The following is a 20,436-nucleotide window of genomic DNA, read 5'->3' on the forward strand; positions in this document are numbered from 1 at the left end:
CAACGAGCAGGACGTCGAAGCCGCCAGCAGCCGCCAGATCAAGGACGCGGGCGAATCCAGGCCGGTCGGCTGGGCGGGTCGCGCCCGAGATGCCAGGATCCGTGACCAGCTCGACCAGGTCGTAGGCTTGGCTCAGCGCGAAGGCGCGGACCGCCTGCTCCTGCGTCTCGAGGCCGTGGCCGGAAGCGGCCTGCTCGTCGGTGGAGACGCGCAGGTAGGCGACCGCCCGGGTGGCAATGGCGGCCTTGGCCTCCGATTGGATTTTATTCCGGGCCTTGAGGCGGCCCACGCGACGCGAGCCCTGAACCACCATCAAGCCTTTGAACTTACTATGTTATTTCTCTAGGCAAACGGCAATTTGCCTATGAATTCCACCTTCTCTTAAGACGGTGGAAATCGCTTCCCAGAAGGCTCTTCTTGATCGGGTTTTGATCGACAGTCAGGTCCGCTTCCGGGTGCCGCGCCCCATGCGCAACTCGACCGAGAAGGAGCGGCCGCCGTAGCTCTGACGCCCGGTGCCGAGGCTCAGCATCTCGGGCATCCCGATCTGCCGGCGGAGCTGCCAGACCAAGGCGCTGATGCGCTTGCAGTGTGCGTCCTTGGCTTCGAGATATTCGGCTTGGTTCCAATAGCGCCGGCAGCAGAAGGCCTCGGCCTCCTGCTTGATCGCTGTGACGGTGGCGTGAGCGCTTATTGGGGCGATCATGGCAGAATGGCCTGGCCGCGTCAGGGGCGAAACGCCAGCGCTGGGAAGCGGGTTCGAGCGGGGATCTGGACCCGCGGGCGCAAACGGTTAGCGATCCGATCGCCTCGCCAGCACAGCATCGGAACGGCTGCTGGGGGATCGGTCGCTGCGCTCGTCCTGCGCCTGCCGGCAAGGCAGGAGCGGTGACCTGGGGGAAAGGGTTCGGAAACGACAACGCCCGCGTCCATTACTGGCAGCGGGCGAAGGTCGCTCAACTTAGAGATCTCTGCAGGATTGCCCCCGGGGTGTCAAGAACACCAGCGGAAGATAAGCCTTAGGCTGCAAGCGGAGTGTCAGGGCTCCATTCACAGTCATCAGAGATAGCACTGCTAGGAAGATAAATCTTATGATCCTTCGCACGACGAGTCAGATTGAAGTGAAGCTCATCGGTTGGATCAAAGACAGTTTGTATCTTCATAGAAAAAAACAGCCTTACAAACCTCTCCATTACGGGCTCTGGCTTTGCTTCCTTCATTTCTAGATCACTGATGTCGTCGAACTTGGATAGAACCTCTTCTGGATCATCAATGAAGGTTGCGAAGAAGGCGAAAAGCCGCAAGTGCTTTTCGCTGAGCGCAGACATAACCCGAGCTCCAGCCTCACACCGAGATAGATGCTCAGGAGTCATATCCAGAAAGTCGGCGATCGATTTTGCTTTTACGCCAAGAGACTTTCTGATAAATTTGATCTCTTCGCCGCCAAGCTTTCGCGGGTGTAGGGCACGGCACCGCACTACAGCGCTGATCAGGCCAACCACGTCGGGGATTGTAACGATTTCCTCGCCAGTCTCACGGTCGATCTTAACAGTCGCGCTATTAGCAAGCGTCACCTTAAAAGGGGCGCCGAGGGTGTCCACGTTGTACTGGGGCACAACACGAACGCCAGGCGTCTGTTCATGCTGCGTCATTTTTCATTTCCTTCTTATCCAGCCGCCTCACGTCTCGCACTTCAACGCTAAGCATCTCCGTCACAACTAGGATGATGATCATAAGAGCTTGGCCGTCGCAGTCGTCTCCGACGACGGTCCATATAGCGCCAGGCTCGTCGAGCTTATCAGCGTGGATCACCCGGCCAACCCGGAACGCGTGTCGGATATCGATCAAGCTGACGCGCGCACGCCTCAATGCGTCGGCGGAGAAGGAGAACGCCGCCTCGCAAGGCATGTAAGTCCGAGCGTAATCGCGCAGCCAAACGGTCTCGATCTCCAGTGCCTCTTTGGGCTTCGCCCCCATGCCCACCTCCTGTAACGCACTGGATGATAGGGCAGTCTTGATCAAAGGTCAACTCGATTGAAGGGTACTGGTCAACGAAGTCTTGAGGCCGCGCTTACCGCTCTCGGGTGGCGCGGATGTGCTGCCCCTCGGAGCCGGTGGCGGTGGGCGCGCCTCGCTCATGTCCTTGAGAAGACCTTGGAAATCGCTGCTCGGAGCGATCCTTTTCATCGGGTTTTGATCGGCGATCAGCCCCGCGTGGCACGATGCGGACGCACCCGATCACGGGCCACCACCGACACGACCCTGCGCCCGAACACCCGCTCGCCGAGACGAAGCGAGAGGCCGTCCGACGTACCGATCGCGCGGACCAGGTCGTTGAGGCCCTGCTCGAGCTGGGTGCAGAAGCTGTCGTGGGCTTCGAGCTCGGCGGCTTGGTCGCTGCAGCGACGCCGGCGCCGCTCCGCGCGGATCTTCGCGCGCAATTCGGCGGCGATGGCATGGGCGCTCATTGAGGGCCCAGGACCAGGATCGTCATGTCGATGAGCATGCCACAGATCGGGGCCGGCATCTGCCGGCGAAAGTCCGGAGTTGAGGGCGGTTCGGATGCAGATCCTGCCGGAGCGCTACGGGCCGGTGTCATAGGAGCGCTTCGCGGGGCACGAGGTGATGCCCGCGAGCTTCAGGATCTTCTCGGTCGGGCGAGGGCCCGAAACGACAACGGCCCCGAGCGGGTGTCCGCCGGGGCCGAAGAAAAACTTGCAGAGTGGAATATGCCACAAGGGAAGCTTGGCACGCAAGTGGATATCTCCGCGGCCCCCTGAGCGATCAGGCCGTCTCGGCCGGTTCCGGATCGCCTCGATGGTAGATGTGCCGGACCTCGGAGTGGCGGCGCGGCTGCTGGCGCCGGCCGGCGACGCGCTGGTCCTTCGGGATCACGTCCCGGTGCGGGAGCAGGCTAGGCACAAGTTCGATCGGAGCTGGCTCTGTCTCGCCCTCTTCGGTCCAGGGCATCCGTGGCGCGGTCGGACCGGAGAGCTCGATGGTCTGGAGGCCCATCACCTGCAGCAGCTCGGTGATGTGCTCCAGCGCCGCCCACCAGGCCGCGTACTTCGCCCGGTCGAGGGCGACAGTCGCCGCGCTCGGGCAGAAGCGGATCTTCGTGAAGGCGCCGGCCGGATAGACGCCTTTGCGGATCGGCTTCGTCGGCAGATCGTGGGTCACGACGATGGGCTGACCCTGGGCGTCCTCGTATTCTCGGGCCTCGCGGACCCACACCGTGGTCTGGCCGGTGATGGAGCGGACCGGCTCGACCGCCACCCGGTCGTTCGTGTCGGGGCGAGTGCGGGAGGTGGCGCAGGCGATGAGGACGGCGACCGTCTCCCGCCGCGCCTTCTCCATGATGCCGACCTGGTCGAAGTTCTCACCGATCCGATAGGGGATCAGGAAGCCCCAGAGGTCGAGCTTCTCGACATCACAGCCCTTCACCGCGTTGATGATCAGCACCGCGTCCGGATGCGGCTCGCCCATGGCCAGCGGAAACCCGGGATCGTGGTTGGCCCAGTTGTCGATCCGGCCGCCGAACGCGCCGGCCCGCCACATCGGATGAACCGCTGGCAAGACAGGGCCCCTCAAGGCCTGGTCGGGGCGCATCTTCGGCGCCTCCTCACGGAAGGCCCATTGCAGGGCCTGTTCGATGTCGAGCTTGCGCTTGCGAACGGGCTCGGGACTGGCTGACGTCGAAACGCACGCCGACACGGTCATCCTCACGAAGCTGGCGCCGTTTCGAAACAAACGGGCAACATCTTTCGGATCGGGCGCTTCTGGCATCGCTGTCAAGCTGAAGCGATAGAAGGCGCCGAGCGATTGCAGTGCCCAGGATACATCAAGTCGGCGACAGGTCATGAGTTGGCGGAGAGGAAACGGCTGCTTTGATACTTGGCTTCTTGCAAGCAGACCGCTGCTCAACCACTAGCCTATGTCGTAAGCGTGCAATTGAATCTCTCTTAAAATCAGATTTACCTCTCCCATTTCCTCAGCGGCATTGCGCGCAATTCGCTTGCTAAGCCGATCCTCTTGGCCTCTCCGAAGCGGCTGCCACAATAGCTCGGCGCGCAGATCTTGGTTGCGCAATTTCATAATTTCTATTTAAAGTAGCATCCATGGTTGCTAGATGCAGGACGTCGCTGGCTTGGCCGCTGGGAACCAGGGTCGGCTCGCCGGCAGCAGGAACGCCAACACTCTTGGGCCTACCCCCTTGCATCGAGTAGGAAGGTATCCGGTTGCCGGCATCGATGCGGACGGCAGTGGAGAAGTTTGTGATTTCAGACTGTGATCCAGGGCGTGATTTGGGCGCTGACTGGCGAGCTAAGTAGCTGAAATGACAAGGAGCAGGGGGGCTTTTGAATGCCGATCACAACTCGAAACGCTGAAGCCCGTTAGGGCCTACCCGGCGGGAGAACCGGTTTCCTGTTCACGCCCACTACAACTTTCTGGTTGCGCAGCCCGAAATCGAATAAGCTCGGCGGCGGCAAGGCGGTTCGGGTCATGGCTTCGAATTCTGAAGTACAACAGAAGATTGCGCGGCTCCGCGCAGGCAAAAAACTGAGAATTCTCGACCTATTCTCAGGTTGCGGCGGACTCTCGCTTGGTTTCGATGCTGCCGGATTCGAAATTACCGCGGCCGTCGAGTTTGATCCAGATGCTGCAAAATCGCATGGCCTTAATTTTCACCCGCGGGATGCAAGGCATCATCAGCCTCGTGACATTACGGAAGTGACGCCGTCAAGGCTGGTCGCTGATCTCGATCTGGGCCCGGTCGCTTCCGCATTCGATGTGATCATCGGCGGCCCCCCGTGCCAAGCGTTCGCGCGGGTTGGAAGATCGAAGCTGCGTGAGGTCGCCGATCATCCGGAGGCGTTCCGGCATGATCCGCGCTCACGTCTGTATATCAAGTATCTGGATTACGTTGATGAGTGCAAGCCGCTCATCGTGGTAATGGAAAATGTGCCCGACATGCTGAACCATGGCGGGCACAACATCGCGGGGGAGGTCTGTGACGTTCTTACGGCCCGCGGTTATGAGTGCGCCTACACACTGCTGAACGCCGCATTCTTCGGCGTTCCCCAGATGCGGGAGCGGATGTTTCTGATCGCGATCCATGAGCAGCTGGACATGGCGGTCCGGTTCCCGACGCCGACGCACTGGATTGATCTGCCTTCGGGCTATGAAGGCTCGCGCGCCGTGGCACTCAAGCTCCTGGCCTCAACTGATAACCTCGAAGAGCGCAAGTACTACAGACCGGCGCCAGAGCCGTCACCAGACCTGCCGCCCGCGGTGACAGCGTCGGAGGCGCTTCGCGATCTGCCGCCGATACACGCTCGGAATGACCTTGCCTCCGGTGTCCTGAAAAGAGGCGCACGCCGGTTCGATCTGCCGGTCCCTTACGGTACTGCGGACGAGCTGACTCCCTTTGCGCGCAACATGCGGCAATGGCCGGGTTTCAGTGCTGGTAACGCTCTGTACGATCACGTCATTCGCTATCTCCCGCGGGATTACGAGATCTTTGCGCGCCTGAAGCCTGGGGACCAGTATCCCCAGGCCTACGCTCTGGCGCAAAGGATGTTCGATGAGGCTCTGGGACGCGAGGCATTGTTGACCGGCGTCAGGCCCCGGAAGGGAAGCCGTCGCTGGGATGAACTTCGCACAGCCACTGTGCCGCCGTACGACGCCAGCAAATTTCCCAACAAGTGGCGGAAGATGGAAGCCAATCTTCCCGCCCGCACGCTGATGGCTCACTTAGGCAAGGACAGCTACAGTCATATCCACTACGACAGCGATCAGGCGCGCACCATCTCGGTGCGCGAGGCGGCACGCCTTCAGTCCTTCCCGGACGGATTCAAATTCAGCGGTACCATGAATCCGGCTTTCCGCCAGATCGGAAACGCGGTGCCGCCTCTTCTCAGCAAAGCCATTGCTGACTGCATCGCAGAGCAGATAGCAAAGGGTGCCGTCCTCCCGCTGAAACGGGTTGCGGGAGGGCGCAGCAGGTGAGCAGGGCCACGAACGAGATCATCATCGTCCGGTCTCTGGCCGACTCCGACCTCGGCCTCTTCGCTGCGCACCGCGCGGCCGCGACAAGTAAGCAGCGCGCAATCAACATCAACGCACCCGCGGCGAAGCGCTTGATCTGTAAGGAGCTGTTCGAAGCGCGGAAAGCGAAGCTGACCGTCACGTGCGTGTTCGGAAAGCAGCGCGAAACAGCTGAAAGAACTCTCTATCGCACCGAAAAGAATTGGCGACTTGGCGGCAAAAAGATTACCATGACCGATTACGCTCTTCTGGATTCAAAGGATTTTGTCCTGATCCGCTCGCCTGAGCACAATGATGGTAGTCACCCTGTCATTCTGACGTTCGTTTCAAAGAAGACCGACCGGGTCCTTCACGCGGGCGTCGCTGCGGTCATCGAACGGCATCTGGAAAGCAGCACCGCAATCCTCGACCAGACGTCGCCTCTCTACAGCGATATTGCGAAGTTCTGCGCGGGGGAAAAGCCCCGGCTGGCAGCGCCGGTTCCTGCTTCGGCAGCAAAGAAGCCGGCACCGGTCGTCGCGGAACCTCCGATTCCGCCAATGCCCCTGGACGTGACCGCGGCAAAACCAAAGCGGCCCCGGACGATCCATGAGAAGGTCCGGTCGCCGCACATGCTCGAGAGGATGCTGCAGGTCGCCGGCGACCTGTCAGCGCCGGCCCAGCACCGCTTCATGGAAACGGTGGAGCTGCTGGCTCAGGACCTGCGGGCGGTGCTGCTTCATACCGGGCAGATCATAAAGCTGGAAAAAGACCACAAGAGCCTCTGGAGCTCCATCGCCGGCCGGCCGGTCGGCTTCATCGACGGAGGGCTCGCCAACCTGTCAATGCTGGGATCTGCGCCGATCGCAGCCCGGGTCGGAGGTTACACGGTCACGCCAGGAGTTGCAGGCGAAACCCGCGAGCATTTCACGCACCTTAAATTCTTGATCGACGAGCTTTATAGCTACAACGAAGAGAATGGCGTATTCTCAGACAGCTTCCCCGATGTGGGCGCACTCCGGGATGCAGCCCGCATCTCCGTTGAAGCCGGCGGTGCGGTCCAGCTCGTAACGGACCGGCCTGATCTCTCCTGGCTGATGCTGCATGGCTCCCTGGTGAACCCGGTCTCTCGCTACACGGATGTGATGCGGGACGGCCAAGTGCGGAACAGGTTCCCGGATTTCTCTGCCGCTCACCTGAAAGACCTGCTTCCTGAGCCGGACTGCAGGCGCAAAGGCCGGGACCGGAATTTCATCAGCGTTTATCTGCGACAGCTTGAGCTGCTGCAGGAAGCTGAGGCTGTGGTGTGCGGTGTCGTTGAGCGGGAAAGCACGACATCCATCGTCTGTCGTGCCATTCTTAACAGCTTGAAAAACGCCGATATTGCCGATGTTATCGCTCAGCCGCCGGAAGAGTGGAAGAGGGACTTCCGGGAAGCTGTCGACCCTCTACACGACGAGGAAAGTGAAGGGCAGCGGATCACCGACTCTCTGCTGTTCCGCTGCGTACTTGAGCCCGGAGAAGCCCTCATTCCCGTCCCGCTGGATCGCAACGAGCTCAGGCGGGCGCCTAAGGCGTGGCAGGACGTTATCGTCCGGTACCCGAAGCCCTGGGTTTCCTACATGCAGGTCACTGAATGGAGCTCCCCCGTCCGGGTCGAGATGTTCGAGAAGGATGTACCGCGCTTTGAAGAGACTGCGAAGCTGGTCTTTCACTGCGCGCTGCTGCTTCCCCGCTACGCATTCCCGGTCGGGCTCGATATCGTCGACAAGTTCGCCAAAGTGCCGAACTGGATGAGCCGGCCGGTCAATACACATACAGCTGTAGTCGCGCTGAAGCGGGCTCTCGACTCGGGCGATACGCGCCTGTTCGATGGTCTCCGCAGGATGCTCTGCGGTTCGAGCCGGGACTTTTTTCTGCGTCCAGGGATGCTCGGTTAAACATAACAGGCAAAGGGAGCGGGGCCCTGGATGAACGCCATCAATGCTGAGGAAGTAAGCTCGCTCAAATCCTGGCGGCCGGTCGGCACCGTCGTGGGCAATGCAGGCACCTCCGAATTTACTTTCATCCTTCGTCAGTATCAGGCGCGCGTGGGCGACATTGTTGCCCTCAGCATGGAAGTGCCCGACGCTGCCTACAATGAGAAATCCCGGATCTATGTGTGGGCACGGATCACTGACATCAGACGGTTCAATCCCTTCTTCCCGTTTGAGGCCGCTCAGGAAATCGCCGGTGAGGGAATCTCGCTCGAAGAAACTATCCTTTCGGGCACAAAGGACCAGCTCGAAGCTGCGGCGCTGATCCTCGGCGCTTCTGCCCCTGATGATCTCGCCAACCTTGCGCCGCTCACCTATCCGGTGAAGCCGGCCTCCACGGTCTTCCATCCGCCTGCCGGTGCAGTCCGGAAACTGCTGATCGGAGGACGCGAGCAGGAGCGGGCCATCAAGGTAGGCTGCCTGATCGCCCGCTCTGATGTCGACGTTACACTCTCAGCGTCGCGTCTGGTTTCCCGTCACCTAGCCATCCTCGCCATGACCGGCGGCGGCAAGACCGTCGCTGCACGCCGCATCATCCGCGAACTGATCCAGCAGCGATATCCGCTGCTGATCCTCGATCCTCACGGCGACTACATCGGCCTGTATAAGACGCGGGCGCTCCTAGAAGCGGAGACGCCGGGCGCAAAGATCAGGCTCTTCTATCCCGAGCTGCTCGTCCAGGAGGACGGGGAAGAGCTGGTGACGAAGCTGATTCTGCAGATGACCAGCGGTCTGACTGATCCGCAGCGCGACTATCTCCATGGTCTGTATGATCGGGAGAAAACGAAGCACGGTGAGCAGGCTCTGAAATATATCGGCCGGCTGTTGTCCCGCGCCAACCAGGAAAAGAACAATGCCACGGCGCCTACTGGTCTGACCGGGGGCAACTGGAAGGGAACAATCGGCGCGATCTGCCGCGGTCTACGGATCGTTCAGGATCGCCTAGATCGAATGGAGCGCAGCAGTAAACAGATGCGCGACAGGCTGAAGGACCTGGAGTTTGAGCCTCTGCCTAATCCGTTCAGCCAACCAGAGAAAATCATCCAGCCGGGTCAGGTCTCAATTCTATATCTTGGCGGCTACGATCACATCACGCAATGCTCTCTAGCTGCCATCACTCTTGAGACCCTGTTCGAATTCCGCGCCACGCTGAGCAACAAGATTGCGCCGTTCTTTGCTGTGGTGGAGGAGGCGCACACCTTTATACCGTCTGCACGCGAGGGGACGCAGGATGCTGTCTCTCTACCTGTCGTCCGACGCATCATCACCGAGGGCCGTAAGTTCGGCACGGGTTTGATGCTGATCTCGCAGCGCCCGAGCCGGCTCGACGAGACTATCATCTCTCAATGCAATTCATTCCTCATCCTCCGCTTGGTGAACCCCCGCGATCAGACCTTTGTGCGCTCTGTGATGGAGAACCTGTCCGAATCCGATGCCAGGCTGATCCCCGGATTCGGCCCTGGGCAAGGCATTGTCAGCGGGCAGGTCGTGCGGTTCCCGCTGCCGGTACGAATCCATATGGACAAGGAGCTGCTGGCGTCAGAGATCGGAGATGAGGACTTTTTTGATCAGGCAGAGCGTTGGGCGCCCGACGCGAATTCAGAGCGTCGTGCAGCGAGCGAGGCGCGTATGACACGCGTCAAAGCCAATCGGAAGCCGGCGCCCAAACCGGCAGCTAAACCGAAAACGAGCCCAAAGAGTACGGGCCGACGCCGCCGTTCATGACCGATGTCCTCACCGAAGAGCAACGCCGGCTCAATATGAGCCGGATACGCGGCCGGGATACTAAGCCGGAAATGCTCATCCGGCGTGGTCTCCATCGCCTCGGCTTTCGCTTCCGCCTCCAGCAGCGCGACCTTCCGGGCAAGCCCGACCTAGTGTTGCCCCGCTACCGGACTGGCATCTTCGTCCATGGCTGTTTCTGGCATGACCATGGATGCTCACTGTGCAAGAGGCCGAAGACACGGCCAGAGTTCTGGGAGGCGAAGCTGACGGCAAACAGGGCACGCGACCAGAGAGTCCGACAGGCGCTCCTGGGGACCGGCTGGCGCGTCCTTACCGTCTGGGAATGTGCTCTACGTGGTCAAGGACGTCGGCCCCTCGAAGAGGTGCTGGGTGAGTGCGCAGCCTTCATTGTCGAGTCTGAAGCTTCCTCTCATGAGGTTGGCCAGCGGGCTCCGATCTTTGAGCCCTGACGGACTCAGCGCTTTCTACCCGTCGTCTCAAGCACCTTCCGAAGGTCATCGAACACGAAGGCGGCGGGGCGCCCAATCAGGAAGGATGGCGCGAATTTGTCGATCAGATGCTGCCCTGGGTCCAGAAAGCCGCGAACATGCTGTCGCGCAGCCTTCAGCTGGGCACCTGAAGGGTTCGTGATCCCATCCCGCTTCATGATGGCAGTGACCATCCGCTCCAGACGGGGTCCACGATCTTTTGCCCTGCAATGTCTCCGAATGTATGTCAGGAGAGCCTGAAAGAATAGTCCTTGGCAGTGAAAGGACTGCATCTCATGGCTAAGTGTCTTTGCAAACGCACCAGTCACGTTCGAGCTCGAGCTCACTTCGCGATAAAATGCCAGGGTCTGAGCCTCAAGGAAGCCAATGCTGATTTCTGATGGGGGTGCGCCGAAGAAATACGCCGGAGCAGGTTTCATCAGGCTGACCTCTCTGTAGAGGTGCAGGCCGAAACATAGCGCGAAGATAGAAACGAGATTGTTAGAAGTTGCTGTATTTAGCTCACGGAGAAGCTCGATAACTTCCGCCCAGCCCACGCGGTCGCCGCTGGGCGCGAGAAGAAGGCCTTCGGCGGCCGTTCCGTGTGCATCAACATGAAGTACCGGTCGAAGTCCCTGTGCGGCACGGTCCTTGAGCTCGCCCAGCTGCCTCACCAGCTCAGCCCGATTTTTAACCGCGTACTCGAATACCTGAAATCCTCCGGCGGCAGCGAGGCCTTCCAGATCTTCAAGTATTCGCCGCGTTGGCCCCATCTCTGCTTCTGGAAGCGAGTGTATCCAAACGATGCAGTTTATGTGTATTGTCTCTGTTATCGGGAGGCCTTTGGTTGAGTAAGATATCATTCCTGTTTTTCGGTTCCCCTGATCTGACCCTAGTCATCAAACGACTACGAACTCACGGCTTCTGCCGGTTGTAAGGGGATTGATTGGTCGGCTTAAGCGAAATGCCTTCCTCGCTGGCTTTTGATTGTATGGCCCCCGGAGAGCGGCCCATCTTGAGCCCAATTACGCGCGTTGGCGTGTTGCCCTTGGCGAGCTCCTTCAACTGGCGCACTTCACTGGGCGACCACTCCTTGCCCGAATTGGTCGGTTTCTTTGCCATAAATCTGATCCTGTAGCATACGAATAGGCCTAAGGGCCCCAGTACAAAGAGTGCTCGAAACTCTTTGTTCCCTGTTGGGGCGGAAATTTTCGCGATCGTGCCGAGACTGGATTCGAAGCATCTTCGCCAATGTCGAATAAATCAGATTGTAGCGATACTATCCCTCGCTTCGGGAATGAGATACATGTGCCAATTCTCAGTGAAGAAAATGAATTGCACGCGCACAGCGCGTAGCGCGGACTTGGCGTGAGCATTTTCCATGTGCCGCCAGCACCGTTGAGGGATCATGATTGTTCGACGACGAGATTAGACCATTATTGACTGCCTATAAGCAAAACTGCTGAAATACAGCTTGCTTCACTGTGAATCCACATTAAATTCTCGCTGAGCGCCCGCCAATCTACTATCCTATCATCAAAGCAAATGAACAATATCTGATTTACTTCGAGCATATTCATGTTGAATTTGATGCTCAAATGCAGCCCCCCTAGAAATCCGCCCATCGCGGACGTTGCCACGCGTCAGATTTCATTGGTCGCCCGCCTCATTCGACCCCTCCAGCCGGTTGGACCATCACCAGCAAGAGGTGAGTCAGCGCGAGATCGACGTGGCGCTGCGCCGTCGTCCGGCTCCAGCCACGCAGCCGGCAGGTCTCGCGGAAGGTGCCTTCGTCCACTTGGGCGCGGCACCACGCCTTGAGCTGCTCGCGATGCTCCCGGTCCGGGATCTCCCGCTCGACCAGGCGACGGATGCGCAGGTCGAGCGGGTAGGGACCGAGATCGGGGTCTGGGGGCTTATCGGTCAGGGCTGAGATGATCCACGCCACGGCCTGCCGGTGGCTGTAGCGCGGCGGGTAAACCGGAACGTCAGGTTTTGCGATACGCGACGCCATCACGCTCCGAGCCGAGTCCTGCTTGGCGCCTACGCAGCCTGAGACGCCCGTCCGCCGGGCCGGCCGAGACCGATCTCCTTGGCGAGAGCGGAGCGCGCCGCCGAATAGTTGGGCGCAACCATCGGGTAATCGTCCGGCAAGCCGTAGCGCCGACGGTAGGCGACGGGGTCGAGCCCATGGGTGCCGAGGTGCCGCTTGAGGGTCTTGTACGGCTTGCCGTCGATGAAGCTGATCAGCGCCTGGGGCGTGATCGACTTATGAATTTGCTTGGGCGTGGCCTGCTCGACCGCGGCTTCCTCGGCCGGGACCGCCGGCGAGCCGCCGAGGCTGGACAAGGCCGCGTAGACGCTCGTGATGAGCCCGGGCAGTTCCTTGGCCGGCAGGACGTTGTTCGTGACGAAGGCAGTCACGATGTCGGCCGTGAGACTCAGCGAGATCTCGTCGAGGGTCGTGTTGTCGTTGGACATGGTGTGCTCCTCAGGTTGGAGGGTTGGACCGCCCGAACAGCCACAGCGGCACGCTCTCGGCGGGATTGGTGAGGCCGCGGTCGACGAGGACAGAGCCGCGGCGTTCGAGGTGGATCTCGCGCTCGCAGATCGCGATGCAGCGGCGCGGGTAGAGGGTGACCAGTGCGCCTGTGCTGTCCGGACGGAGGGCGCCGGCGAGCCGGTGCACGCCGAAGAGCGATTCCGTCGACCAGCCGAGACGAGCGGCGTCCTCGCCCCACTGATCGAGGAAGCGCACCATCATGGCGTGGACGCCGGCCCAGACGCCGAACCGACCGGCCTGCCCGGGCTCGCGCCAGAGGAGGCCCGGCGCCGGTACGCGCTCCGGGTCGAGCGAGCGCACGCCGGCATACCAGGAGGCGACGAGCGCCTGCGGCTCGGTGAGGGCGAAGGCGACGCTCATCCCCCTGCCCTCTCCACGCGCCGGGGTGTTCTGGCGTCGAGGTTCGCCATCAGCCGCCCGATCGTCTGCGGGTCGGCGGCCTCCCGCAGCGCCGCCGCGGCCTTCGCGGTCTCGCCCCGGCGGGCGAGCTCGACCTCGGCCGCCGTCGGCTCGGCTTGGTCCCGCTCGACGGTGACGGCGTGGCGCTGCTCCAGATAGCGCCTCGCCTCCGCCTCGACCTTCGCCCGGTCCGCCTCGCTCGGCGGCTCGTAGACCTCGGCCTCGAGGATCTGGCGGACGTGGAGGAGCCGACGCCGCAGGGGGATCAGCGCCTCGCGGGCCTCGGCCGCGAATTCAGCCGGCGAAGGCCGCCAGCGCCGGGACCAGGGCAGCAGCGTCTCGCCGCTCCGGAAGCGCCCGGCCGCCTTGTGGATGGCCGCGATCGGGAGCCCCTGCAGGGCCTCGATGTACTCGCCGACGAGGATCTCGTTCTCCTCGTCGCTCCGCCCGCGCCCCTGCTCGAAGCCGGCGAGGATGCGCGACACCACCGTGTCGATCATGCGCCGATCCGTGCAGGGCGCGAGCATGAGCTCACACCGCTTTGCGACGTCGCAGAGCGCTTGACGCTCGGCTGTCGTGGCCGCCAAAGCCCGCGGCACGCAGAAGCGCGTCGGATGGCCGTCCACCGGAGCCAGAGCTCCACGCAATGCCGAGATCTTCGCCTCGACTTGGCTCGGCGCCGGGATCGTTCGCGTCGACGGCAGGCGGTTCGACATCGTAGGCTCCCCTCAGGGATTGCTCGTGAAGGCGGATCAGACGGCCGATGAAGCCGCTGGGAGCTGCGCGCGGGCCGCCGGGCCCGAGCGGGGGCGAGCGGTGCGGCCGGTACCGGCGACACCATTTCCGCCAGGAGATGCGCCAATCGTGGGAGAGGAAGTTCCGCTCAAGGTTCCAGTCGCGGAACTGCTCGGCCTCGCGGGGCACCGCTTCCGGCGGCACGCCGGCAGCCGCCGCGATCGCCTCGTCCTCGGCGTCGGGATACCAGTCTCGAGGGAGCGGGGTCGCGCGCGCCTGAGAGGGAGAATCCTCTTCTAATTCTTCTTCTCTATCTGCCAACGCGCGTTCAACGGCCGTTCGCTCGTTTTGTTGATTTCGTTGAGGTTTTTCGAAAGATTTAGCCGCGGCTAATTTCGCGCGCGTTTTTCTTTTCTGTCGCTCGGTGCCGCTGATGCGGCCCGCTGCAGCGGCGTCCAGGCTACGGGCGCGCTGCCATTCCAGCTCCTCGTGCGTCGACGCGCTGTCGATCCGATCGCCGCTGAGCAGGGCGATCTTCCCGGCCTGGGCGAGGCTTTCGATCGCCGCGCCGGCACGCCGCTCGGTAAGCCCCGTGCGCCGGGCCAGGGTGCGGGCGGTGTCCGCGATCGGGCCGCCGGTCTCGTAGATCCGGAGCAGCACGGTCACGTAGATCAGCCCCTCGTCGGGCTGAAGCCCGGACAGGGCGCCGAGCAGGGCGCTGGGTCCACAGCGAAACCATGGGAGACGGTCAGAGCTCATGGCGCTACTCCGCGGCCATTGGGGCGGACGCTATCGGCGACTGAAAAATCACCGCCTGCTGCGGCTCCAGCGCGGTCACCACGACGACGAGCTCGGGCTTCTCCGCGTAGAATTTGCGCACCACGCCATCGACGACGGCCGCATCGTCAGCCCAGACGACGTGGTTCAGGGCGTCCGTCACCTTGGCGATGTTGTCCCAGTCGGGCTTGCCGACCGGGCGGATCCGGCGCTCCAGCGCGTCCAGGCGCTTGCGCTTCGACCAGCTCGCCGGGATCGGCAGGAAGGCGAAGATCTTCACGTCGAGCTGCCCGGTCAGCAGCGGGCGCCCGCGCATGGCGGCGCCGGCGGCGAGCCGCAGCGCGCCTTCGTACGCCTCGGTCTTCTGGTCAGGGTGCGCGTGGATCCGGGGCTGCTGCCCCGGACGCTGAACGAGCTGCGCGCGGTGCCGCCCCTTGCCGCGAGGCGCGCCCGGCAGGCGGATCGTGACGGAGACGGGCACCGCGCGCCTCCCTCAGGCGCTGGCGGCGGCGCGGCGGCGACGGCTCTTCGGGGCCGCCTGCTCGTTCTCGCCTTCGCTCTCCTCGTTGGCCTCGTCCTCCGGAGGCTCCGGAAGGTCGCCGGTCTCGGGCAGCAGGTTGTCGCCGGCGTCGCCCAGGATCTCGCCTGTCTCCGGATCGTGCGCGGGCGCGCCGTCGATCGGAAGGTCGGGCTGATCCTTGTCGGCCTGGGGCTCCCCGCGGGAGCCCATGAAGCCCTGCACGCTGGCGAAGACGAGGATCGCCTGCTTGCCGCCATTGCTCGCGAGCTTCGTGATCTCCTCGACGGAATCGGAACCTGAGACCTCGAGCTTGATGCCCTCCTTCACGGTCCACTTGCCGAGGCTGACGATCATGTGCGGGAAGTCGCGATGGGCGACGAGCTTCACTGCCTCGCGCACCAGCTCCGAGGAGATGCGCGCCGCATTATTGATGACGTCGCGCTGCTCGCGCTCGCTCATCTTGGTCCAGCACGGCATGCAGCGCACAATGTCGTCGAGGATCTTGTTCTGCACGTCGCCGCGGAGGGTTTCCGCTTGAAACTCAGTGCCTTCTGTGGCTTCCATTGCCTTCTCCATAGCGGGCACAGCGCCCGACCTCATTGACCGCCCGGTTCCCGCTTCGCCGGTGGGAGCCGGGCGGTTCGCGTTTCAGGGGAGTGATCGGCCAGCCGGCAGGCGTGGGTCGGCGCCAGGGATCGGGGGCAGCAGCGGGCCGTGATGGGTGGCGGGCCAAGGAGAGCCAGCCCGCATCTGCGCCAGGTCCTGGCGGGAGGTGGTCAGCAGCGCGAGCACCAGCCCGATCGGATCCTCGCTCGGCCCGATGCCGGGAAGCGTGGTCGCGAGCCAGTCGACGACGCGCTGCTCGTCCGGGCTGAACGGGCCGCGCAGGGGAAGGGGCTCGGCATTCGCCATGGTCAGGCGGCCTCCTGAGCTGACAGGCGCTCGTGCACGAGCGCGGATTGGTCTCGGGACATCGTGCGCTCCTGCAGTTCGGCGGCTCACGGCCGCGGTTCAGCGGCCCGCCAAAGCGGCAGGTCGCGATGGGTTTCCAGCGGAAGCGCCGCGCGCACGAAGGCTTCCGCCCGACGGCGGACCATCGATTGCGTCAGGTCGAGATCGCGCTGGGCGGCTTCTGCGGCGTGGGCGGCGGCGCGCGAGGCGCCCTCCGCGAGCAGGTGCCACTCGTCGGCGAAGATCCTGCGGCCAGGCCGGTACCGCATGCGCCAAAGGAGGGTGTTTGGGACGCCGAAGGTCTCGCCTGGGTCCGTCACCCGGACGCCAGAGGCGCGAATGATGATGTCCGCGAGTTGCCGGGCCTCATCGACCGTGAAGTGGCCGTCCGCCTCGCGTGCCTTGGGCGCGAAACCGCAAGTCTCAAGGCCGTGCGCAAGAACCTCAGCAATGAGGAACCGAACGACCTCGCAGTCGCGGAACCACTCTCCAGACACCCGGTAATCGGCGAGGGCGTTGTGGACCTGCCGCTCCTGCGAGCGGTCGCCCTCGATATCGCCGAGCAGGTGAAGGCAGGCCGGATTCGCTACGCCGAGTCCGGCCAAGCGCTGGGCCACGTCGGTGGAGATTCCGATCTTGATGGAGCCGCAGCCGTCCGCGACGAAGTAGATGCGCGCGCCCATGGCTAATCCCGCGCTTCGGTCGGCGTACGTCCGCCGGTGCGGTCCCAGATGCGCGGATCCCATTCGCGCGCTTTGTCCTCGCACCATGAAGAGCCCCAGAGGACGGGGGTGGCGAGCCAGCCGATCCAGAGGAGCGGCATGGCGATGCAGCGAAGCGCCGAGGCGGCAATGCGAAGGAGCGTGAGCATGCTCAGCGTCCTCCCATCACGTCCGCGAGCTGCTGCCGGATCGTGGCAGCGCGCTGCTCAAGCCGATGTTGCCGGCTGATCCGCGCGGCGTTCTTCAGCACCTCCGATGAGGCATCTGGGCTCACGTAGACGAAGAGTTCCGGCCCGTAGACCTTGATCAGCTGGTGATAGGCGGCTCCGGAAGGTGCCGACGCACCCTGGAGCCACTTCTCGACCGTCTTTGCCGAAATGCCGGTGTGGCCCTCGACGCTCAATGCGGTCTTGCTCGGATGTTCCGCGCGAAGGAACGCCGCGATCCGCTCGCCGAAAACTTGGGTATCGATCACCCCAAATTTTCGGAATTCTCCCCCAGACTTTCTCACTGCAATCTCCGAAGTTTTGCGCATCGGAGACGTTGATTGGGAGAAAATGTCAGGCTGAATGGATGGGGCGAAAGACATGTCAGCGCCTCGCATCTGGGGTGAAGGAGTACGAAGACACAGCGCGACCGCCGGGAGCTTGCCGGCACGGGCGGACGCGCGGGAAGGAAAGGGCCGGAGCCAGGCGGCTCCGGCAGTGCAGGGAGGAAACGCCCCGAAGGGACATGCCCCGCGGGGCCACGGATGCGCGGGAGCCGCGCGAAAGGGAACGGCCGCTCTCGTCGTCGAAAACGAGGGCTGCGGGGGAGACAGCCGCGCGGCCGATCGGCGACGTCATTGCCGCCGATGGGATGAAGGCGAGGGACGCGATGGCCGCGGGTCCGGGTCGGGGATCGCGGCCGTCGCGCTCGCACACGGGAGCGACCAGCGCTCGACCGAGGCGATGGGGATATGATGCGGCGCCCGTCACAGCAGGCCTGCCCGCGCGAACTTCGCGCTCAGGAGCCGGGCCAGCCCGATCGCCATCACCAGCCACACCACGGCGAAGCCCGGCCCCGCGCCGACACCGCATGCGGTCGAGATCAGGGCGCCAAGGTAGAGCCAGGCCGACAGGGCGCCGAAGCACAGGCTAACGGCAAGCAGGGCTCCGGCGGCGAGGCCGAGGGCGTGGGCGCAGCGCATCGTCATGCCAGCCGCTCCGCGATCCAGCAGAGACCGGAGGCGCACGCCTCGACCACGCCGAGCGCCAGGGACGCGGGCGAGCCCGTCAATGCGGCCGAGCCGAAGCTGAGGGCCGCGACGGTGGCGAGGGTGAAGGCGAGCGCGCCCATGTCAGTGGCCCCGCTCGTGAGGGCAGCGAACGCAGGCGCTCGGCTGAATGCGCCGGGGCGGGGCACCGCGCGCACAATCTCGATCAGGGGGCGGGCCCCGTTTCGCAGGGTGAAGCGAGGAGGGCGCATCACGCAGCGACCTCGGGCTCGGTCCAATCATTCAGGAAGTCGTTCGGGGTGACCTGCCCCTCGGTTTCGGCGCGAATGCGCTCAAGAACATCCCACTCTGGCCGACGGTCGCCGGACATGTACCGCCAGAGGGTCTGGCGCGAGACGCCGAGGCGCTCCGCGAAGGCGGATGGCTTGATCTCGGCCTGAGAGAGGTAATCGGCGAGCTTCATGCCCCAAGCATGTCACCATATTGGTGACCGCGCAAGCGGATTGTCACCGGATTGGTCTCTATCCTCGTCGCCAGAACGGCGACACGGTGGCTCTATGTCTGAGCCGACCTCGACGAAGGGCAAGTTTCCCAACGGGCTAGCTGCTGCGCTAGCGGCCTCTGGCATTGGCCAGTCCGATCTTGCTCGCCGGATCGACACGTCTCGACAAAACATCAAGCGCTGGAAAGATCAGGAGCAGAAGCTTCCACTCCCGATGGCTCAAAAAATAGCGCCCGTGCTTGGGACTACGGCGGAAGCTTTAATGGTGCCAAGGCCAATGCTTGAAGAGGTGCGCAGAGTACCGATCGGACAAGAGTTCGAACCTGACCCAGATTTTGAACACGACGAGAATGCCGCCGTAGCGGGTCGTTCGCACGCCAGGACGCTTAAGCCGGGCGAAGTGCCAGAGCGCAATGTTGTTGCTGGCTTAGGACAGGGCGGTACGGCCGAAGGGGTCGTTGTGAATGGTCAGGTGCTCGACGGCGTTCGCGCTGTGTGGCGCCTCCCGCCCGATTTCCTGCGCACCGAGCTGCGCTCTCGTGAAGGTGATGTCGATTTCATCGCTGTAGATGGCGACTCAATGATCCCAACTCTGCTGCCGGGCGACAGAGTAATGATCAACCGCTCGCAGACCGCGCCTTCGCCTGACGGTCTTTATGCGATCTTCGACGGCATCGGCATTTCGGTGAAGCGCCTGGAGATCGTTAAGGGCAGCAATCCGATCCGCATCAGGATCAAGTCAGATAATCCCAATCACAGCACAGATGAAATATTGGCGGTCGATCTTCATGTGATAGGCCGTGTCGTTTGTCGCGTCACGCGGTGCTGAGATGCCCGTATACTTCTCGGCGCGATCCGCGGGCGAAAGAGACTGGCGGCTACTGAACGGCATCCAAGCTGCGATGGACGGGCGAGGTGCCTTGTTCGAAGGGGTCGACCAATCCGTGCTGCTAACAGCGCGAACTGGCGCGGATTGGTCCGGCGGAGCTGTAATGGTTGAGATAACGATCGACAGCTTCCGCGAGATCGCCCAGGCGATGATGGATGCCGATCCGCAGAAAGCCATGGACGCCTTTGGGGCCGCCCTGATCCTCGGGCCGAGACGCCATGTCTATGACGAAGGCGGCCGGGAGCTCGGATAAGCTAAATGACAGCTCGCACAGTATCCAGGAGAAATTATGAAAGAAGGCATCTACAAAATTGAAACTGCTGTTGGCGGCACGAAGCTGGCCGGCATCGCTGTCTTTGTCGGAGGAAAGGTCTACGGCGGAGGAGAGGCGATCCATTTTACCGGAAACTATCAGGTAAACGATGGGGCGCTCTCTTTACATGCCCGACTGGATATTCACGATCCTGCATGTGTTGACAAAAATATCAATATGTTGCGCGACGCAAACGTAGAAATTTCTGGCAAATCAGAGGGATCGAAGTTCGAGATGGTCGGCACTATTAGCCGAATCGTCGGTTGGAGCTCTCGCGTGACAGTGACGCTTACGGAGCTGCCATCCTTCGCTGTGTAGGCAGAACTTTACGCAGGGCCTCTTAGCCTCGCTTCGTGCGGGGCTTTTTTGTTGTCTGAGCTGTCCACAGCCCAGCGCGTCACCACTAAGCCAACTCCGATCACACTTGTCTCCATTTTGGGGACATATGCTTGACACGTCACCATTATGGTGACATAGGTCATCCATCGCAGCTCGACGAGCCGATGGAGCCGCTTCAGTGCCCCCAATCCTCCACACGCTTCCGCCGGGGCAGGCTCTTGCCGCTGTCCTGAT

29 protein-coding genes are annotated in these 20,436 nt (G+C 62.5%); 7 read left to right on the top strand and 22 right to left on the bottom strand.

Going from position 1 to position 20,436, the window contains the following annotated elements; all coding sequences use genetic code 11:
* From MFF21_RS05420 to MFF21_RS05445, 6 genes are all read right to left on the bottom strand, one after another.
* Positions 1-289 (bottom strand): recombinase family protein (locus MFF21_RS05420; protein ID WP_238310204.1); only part of this gene is annotated, 289 nt, incomplete at its 3' end.
* A gap of 150 nt (positions 290-439) precedes the next feature.
* Positions 440-706 (bottom strand): hypothetical protein, encoded by a 267-nt coding sequence (locus MFF21_RS05425; protein WP_238310205.1) that lies wholly within the window; start codon positions 704-706, stop codon positions 440-442.
* A gap of 313 nt (positions 707-1,019) precedes the next feature.
* Entirely contained in the window at positions 1,020-1,652 is a 633-nt protein-coding gene (locus MFF21_RS05430) for a hypothetical protein (RefSeq protein WP_238310206.1), read from the bottom strand.
* On the bottom strand, positions 1,639-1,977 hold the full coding sequence (locus tag MFF21_RS05435) for a hypothetical protein (protein WP_238310207.1): 339 nt from the start codon (positions 1,975-1,977) through the stop codon (positions 1,639-1,641). The genes MFF21_RS05430 and MFF21_RS05435 overlap by 14 nt, the downstream gene beginning before the upstream one ends.
* Positions 1,978-2,204: 227 nt before the next feature.
* Positions 2,205-2,468, bottom strand: a complete 264-nt coding sequence (locus MFF21_RS05440; RefSeq protein WP_238310208.1) for a hypothetical protein — start codon at positions 2,466-2,468, stop codon at positions 2,205-2,207.
* A 316-nt stretch (positions 2,469-2,784) separates the two neighbouring features.
* Positions 2,785-3,924, bottom strand: coding sequence for a hypothetical protein (locus tag MFF21_RS05445; protein WP_238310209.1), 1,140 nt, complete (start codon positions 3,922-3,924; stop codon positions 2,785-2,787).
* A 528-nt stretch (positions 3,925-4,452) separates the two neighbouring features.
* Here MFF21_RS05445 and MFF21_RS05450 point away from each other — a divergent pair.
* Genes MFF21_RS05450 through MFF21_RS05465 form a run of 4 tightly spaced genes read left to right on the top strand, consistent with a single transcriptional unit; the run spans position 4,453 to position 10,258 of the window.
* The gene (locus MFF21_RS05450) at positions 4,453-6,009 is read left to right on the top strand and encodes a DNA cytosine methyltransferase (protein WP_238310210.1); all 1,557 of its coding nucleotides are present in this window, start codon (positions 4,453-4,455) and stop codon (positions 6,007-6,009) included.
* Positions 6,006-7,967, top strand: a complete 1,962-nt coding sequence (locus tag MFF21_RS05455) for a DNA double-strand break repair nuclease NurA (protein WP_238310211.1) — start codon at positions 6,006-6,008, stop codon at positions 7,965-7,967. Before MFF21_RS05450 ends, MFF21_RS05455 begins: the two co-directional genes overlap by 4 nt.
* Positions 7,968-7,997: 30 nt before the next feature.
* Positions 7,998-9,788 (top strand): ATP-binding protein, encoded by a 1,791-nt coding sequence (locus tag MFF21_RS05460; RefSeq protein ID WP_238310212.1) that lies wholly within the window; start codon positions 7,998-8,000, stop codon positions 9,786-9,788.
* Entirely contained in the window at positions 9,785-10,258 is a 474-nt protein-coding gene (locus tag MFF21_RS05465) for a very short patch repair endonuclease (protein WP_283206506.1), read from the top strand. Before MFF21_RS05460 ends, MFF21_RS05465 begins: the two co-directional genes overlap by 4 nt.
* 5 nt (positions 10,259-10,263) lie before the next feature.
* Here MFF21_RS05465 and MFF21_RS05470 read toward each other — a convergent pair whose 3' ends face one another.
* From MFF21_RS05470 to MFF21_RS05545, 16 genes are all read right to left on the bottom strand, one after another.
* Entirely contained in the window at positions 10,264-11,049 is a 786-nt protein-coding gene (locus MFF21_RS05470; RefSeq protein ID WP_238310213.1) for a hypothetical protein, read from the bottom strand.
* Between the two features lie 142 nt (positions 11,050-11,191).
* Positions 11,192-11,398, bottom strand: coding sequence for a hypothetical protein (locus MFF21_RS05475; RefSeq protein ID WP_238310214.1), 207 nt, complete (start codon positions 11,396-11,398; stop codon positions 11,192-11,194).
* A gap of 544 nt (positions 11,399-11,942) precedes the next feature.
* Positions 11,943-12,290 (bottom strand): hypothetical protein, encoded by a 348-nt coding sequence (locus MFF21_RS05480; protein ID WP_238310215.1) that lies wholly within the window; start codon positions 12,288-12,290, stop codon positions 11,943-11,945.
* 29 nt (positions 12,291-12,319) lie between these two features.
* The gene (locus tag MFF21_RS05485) at positions 12,320-12,757 is read right to left on the bottom strand and encodes a Ros/MucR family transcriptional regulator (RefSeq protein WP_238310216.1); all 438 of its coding nucleotides are present in this window, start codon (positions 12,755-12,757) and stop codon (positions 12,320-12,322) included.
* A gap of 10 nt (positions 12,758-12,767) precedes the next feature.
* Entirely contained in the window at positions 12,768-13,199 is a 432-nt protein-coding gene (locus tag MFF21_RS05490) for a hypothetical protein (RefSeq protein ID WP_238310217.1), read from the bottom strand.
* The gene (locus tag MFF21_RS05495; RefSeq protein ID WP_238310218.1) at positions 13,196-13,738 is read right to left on the bottom strand and encodes a hypothetical protein; all 543 of its coding nucleotides are present in this window, start codon (positions 13,736-13,738) and stop codon (positions 13,196-13,198) included. The genes MFF21_RS05490 and MFF21_RS05495 overlap by 4 nt, the downstream gene beginning before the upstream one ends.
* Positions 13,739-13,769: 31 nt before the next feature.
* Positions 13,770-14,732, bottom strand: a complete 963-nt coding sequence (locus MFF21_RS05500) for a YdaU family protein (RefSeq protein WP_238310219.1) — start codon at positions 14,730-14,732, stop codon at positions 13,770-13,772.
* A gap of 4 nt (positions 14,733-14,736) precedes the next feature.
* On the bottom strand, positions 14,737-15,231 hold the full coding sequence (locus MFF21_RS05505; RefSeq protein WP_238310220.1) for a RusA family crossover junction endodeoxyribonuclease: 495 nt from the start codon (positions 15,229-15,231) through the stop codon (positions 14,737-14,739).
* A 12-nt stretch (positions 15,232-15,243) separates the two neighbouring features.
* Positions 15,244-15,834 (bottom strand): hypothetical protein, encoded by a 591-nt coding sequence (locus MFF21_RS05510; RefSeq protein WP_238310221.1) that lies wholly within the window; start codon positions 15,832-15,834, stop codon positions 15,244-15,246.
* An 84-nt stretch (positions 15,835-15,918) separates the two neighbouring features.
* Entirely contained in the window at positions 15,919-16,182 is a 264-nt protein-coding gene (locus MFF21_RS05515) for a hypothetical protein (protein ID WP_238310222.1), read from the bottom strand.
* An 86-nt stretch (positions 16,183-16,268) separates the two neighbouring features.
* Positions 16,269-16,904, bottom strand: coding sequence for a GIY-YIG nuclease family protein (locus tag MFF21_RS05520; RefSeq protein WP_238310223.1), 636 nt, complete (start codon positions 16,902-16,904; stop codon positions 16,269-16,271).
* A gap of 2 nt (positions 16,905-16,906) precedes the next feature.
* The gene (locus MFF21_RS05525; RefSeq protein WP_238310224.1) at positions 16,907-17,092 is read right to left on the bottom strand and encodes a hypothetical protein; all 186 of its coding nucleotides are present in this window, start codon (positions 17,090-17,092) and stop codon (positions 16,907-16,909) included.
* Between the two features lie 2 nt (positions 17,093-17,094).
* A complete protein-coding gene (locus MFF21_RS05530) occupies positions 17,095-17,418 on the bottom strand; it encodes a hypothetical protein (protein WP_238310225.1) in 324 nt (107 codons plus the stop codon).
* 498 nt (positions 17,419-17,916) lie between these two features.
* Positions 17,917-18,138 (bottom strand): hypothetical protein, encoded by a 222-nt coding sequence (locus MFF21_RS05535; RefSeq protein WP_238310226.1) that lies wholly within the window; start codon positions 18,136-18,138, stop codon positions 17,917-17,919.
* Positions 18,135-18,281 (bottom strand): hypothetical protein, encoded by a 147-nt coding sequence (locus MFF21_RS05540; protein ID WP_238310227.1) that lies wholly within the window; start codon positions 18,279-18,281, stop codon positions 18,135-18,137. Before MFF21_RS05540 ends, MFF21_RS05535 begins: the two co-directional genes overlap by 4 nt.
* Before the next feature lie 128 nt (positions 18,282-18,409).
* Positions 18,410-18,622: a helix-turn-helix domain-containing protein gene (locus tag MFF21_RS05545; protein WP_238310228.1), complete on the bottom strand. Its 213-nt coding sequence runs from the start codon at positions 18,620-18,622 to the stop codon at positions 18,410-18,412.
* A 94-nt stretch (positions 18,623-18,716) separates the two neighbouring features.
* Between MFF21_RS05545 and MFF21_RS05550 the strand changes: the two genes are divergently transcribed.
* The 3 genes from MFF21_RS05550 (at position 18,717) to MFF21_RS05560 (ending at position 20,181) form a co-directional block, all read left to right on the top strand.
* A complete protein-coding gene (locus MFF21_RS05550) occupies positions 18,717-19,490 on the top strand; it encodes a S24 family peptidase (protein ID WP_238310229.1) in 774 nt (257 codons plus the stop codon).
* A 163-nt stretch (positions 19,491-19,653) separates the two neighbouring features.
* Positions 19,654-19,803, top strand: a complete 150-nt coding sequence (locus MFF21_RS05555) for a hypothetical protein (RefSeq protein ID WP_238310230.1) — start codon at positions 19,654-19,656, stop codon at positions 19,801-19,803.
* Between the two features lie 36 nt (positions 19,804-19,839).
* Positions 19,840-20,181, top strand: coding sequence for a GrlR family regulatory protein (locus MFF21_RS05560; RefSeq protein ID WP_238310231.1), 342 nt, complete (start codon positions 19,840-19,842; stop codon positions 20,179-20,181).
* The last annotated feature ends 255 nt before the right edge of the window (positions 20,182-20,436 follow it).

It is taken from the genome of Methylobacterium organophilum (assembly GCF_022179465.1).
GTDB classification, from domain to species: Bacteria; Pseudomonadota; Alphaproteobacteria; order Rhizobiales; family Beijerinckiaceae; genus Methylobacterium; species Methylobacterium organophilum.

What these genes read in the sequence shown, in the direction of transcription:
- MFF21_RS05425 (WP_238310205.1), bottom strand. Translation starts at nt 706, where the DNA reads ATGATCGCCCCAATAAGCGCTCACGCCACCGTCACAGCGATCAAGCAG.
- MFF21_RS05430 (WP_238310206.1), bottom strand. Translation starts at nt 1,652, where the DNA reads ATGACGCAGCATGAACAGACGCCTGGCGTTCGTGTTGTGCCCCAGTAC.
- MFF21_RS05435 (WP_238310207.1), bottom strand. Translation starts at nt 1,977, where the DNA reads ATGGGGGCGAAGCCCAAAGAGGCACTGGAGATCGAGACCGTTTGGCTG.
- MFF21_RS05440 (WP_238310208.1), bottom strand. Translation starts at nt 2,468, where the DNA reads ATGAGCGCCCATGCCATCGCCGCCGAATTGCGCGCGAAGATCCGCGCG.
- MFF21_RS05460 (WP_238310212.1), top strand. Translation starts at nt 7,998, where the DNA reads ATGAACGCCATCAATGCTGAGGAAGTAAGCTCGCTCAAATCCTGGCGG.
- MFF21_RS05465 (WP_283206506.1), top strand. Translation starts at nt 9,785, where the DNA reads ATGACCGATGTCCTCACCGAAGAGCAACGCCGGCTCAATATGAGCCGG.
- MFF21_RS05470 (WP_238310213.1), bottom strand. Translation starts at nt 11,049, where the DNA reads ATGGGGCCAACGCGGCGAATACTTGAAGATCTGGAAGGCCTCGCTGCC.
- MFF21_RS05475 (WP_238310214.1), bottom strand. Translation starts at nt 11,398, where the DNA reads ATGGCAAAGAAACCGACCAATTCGGGCAAGGAGTGGTCGCCCAGTGAA.
- MFF21_RS05480 (WP_238310215.1), bottom strand. Translation starts at nt 12,290, where the DNA reads ATGGCGTCGCGTATCGCAAAACCTGACGTTCCGGTTTACCCGCCGCGC.
- MFF21_RS05485 (WP_238310216.1), bottom strand. Translation starts at nt 12,757, where the DNA reads ATGTCCAACGACAACACGACCCTCGACGAGATCTCGCTGAGTCTCACG.
- MFF21_RS05490 (WP_238310217.1), bottom strand. Translation starts at nt 13,199, where the DNA reads ATGAGCGTCGCCTTCGCCCTCACCGAGCCGCAGGCGCTCGTCGCCTCC.
- MFF21_RS05495 (WP_238310218.1), bottom strand. Translation starts at nt 13,738, where the DNA reads ATGATCGACACGGTGGTGTCGCGCATCCTCGCCGGCTTCGAGCAGGGG.
- MFF21_RS05500 (WP_238310219.1), bottom strand. Translation starts at nt 14,732, where the DNA reads ATGAGCTCTGACCGTCTCCCATGGTTTCGCTGTGGACCCAGCGCCCTG.
- MFF21_RS05510 (WP_238310221.1), bottom strand. Translation starts at nt 15,834, where the DNA reads ATGGAAGCCACAGAAGGCACTGAGTTTCAAGCGGAAACCCTCCGCGGC.
- MFF21_RS05515 (WP_238310222.1), bottom strand. Translation starts at nt 16,182, where the DNA reads ATGGCGAATGCCGAGCCCCTTCCCCTGCGCGGCCCGTTCAGCCCGGAC.
- MFF21_RS05520 (WP_238310223.1), bottom strand. Translation starts at nt 16,904, where the DNA reads ATGGGCGCGCGCATCTACTTCGTCGCGGACGGCTGCGGCTCCATCAAG.
- MFF21_RS05525 (WP_238310224.1), bottom strand. Translation starts at nt 17,092, where the DNA reads ATGCTCACGCTCCTTCGCATTGCCGCCTCGGCGCTTCGCTGCATCGCC.
- MFF21_RS05535 (WP_238310226.1), bottom strand. Translation starts at nt 18,138, where the DNA reads ATGACGATGCGCTGCGCCCACGCCCTCGGCCTCGCCGCCGGAGCCCTG.
- MFF21_RS05540 (WP_238310227.1), bottom strand. Translation starts at nt 18,281, where the DNA reads ATGGGCGCGCTCGCCTTCACCCTCGCCACCGTCGCGGCCCTCAGCTTC.
- MFF21_RS05545 (WP_238310228.1), bottom strand. Translation starts at nt 18,622, where the DNA reads ATGAAGCTCGCCGATTACCTCTCTCAGGCCGAGATCAAGCCATCCGCC.
- MFF21_RS05550 (WP_238310229.1), top strand. Translation starts at nt 18,717, where the DNA reads ATGTCTGAGCCGACCTCGACGAAGGGCAAGTTTCCCAACGGGCTAGCT.
- MFF21_RS05555 (WP_238310230.1), top strand. Translation starts at nt 19,654, where the DNA reads ATGGTTGAGATAACGATCGACAGCTTCCGCGAGATCGCCCAGGCGATG.
- MFF21_RS05560 (WP_238310231.1), top strand. Translation starts at nt 19,840, where the DNA reads ATGAAAGAAGGCATCTACAAAATTGAAACTGCTGTTGGCGGCACGAAG.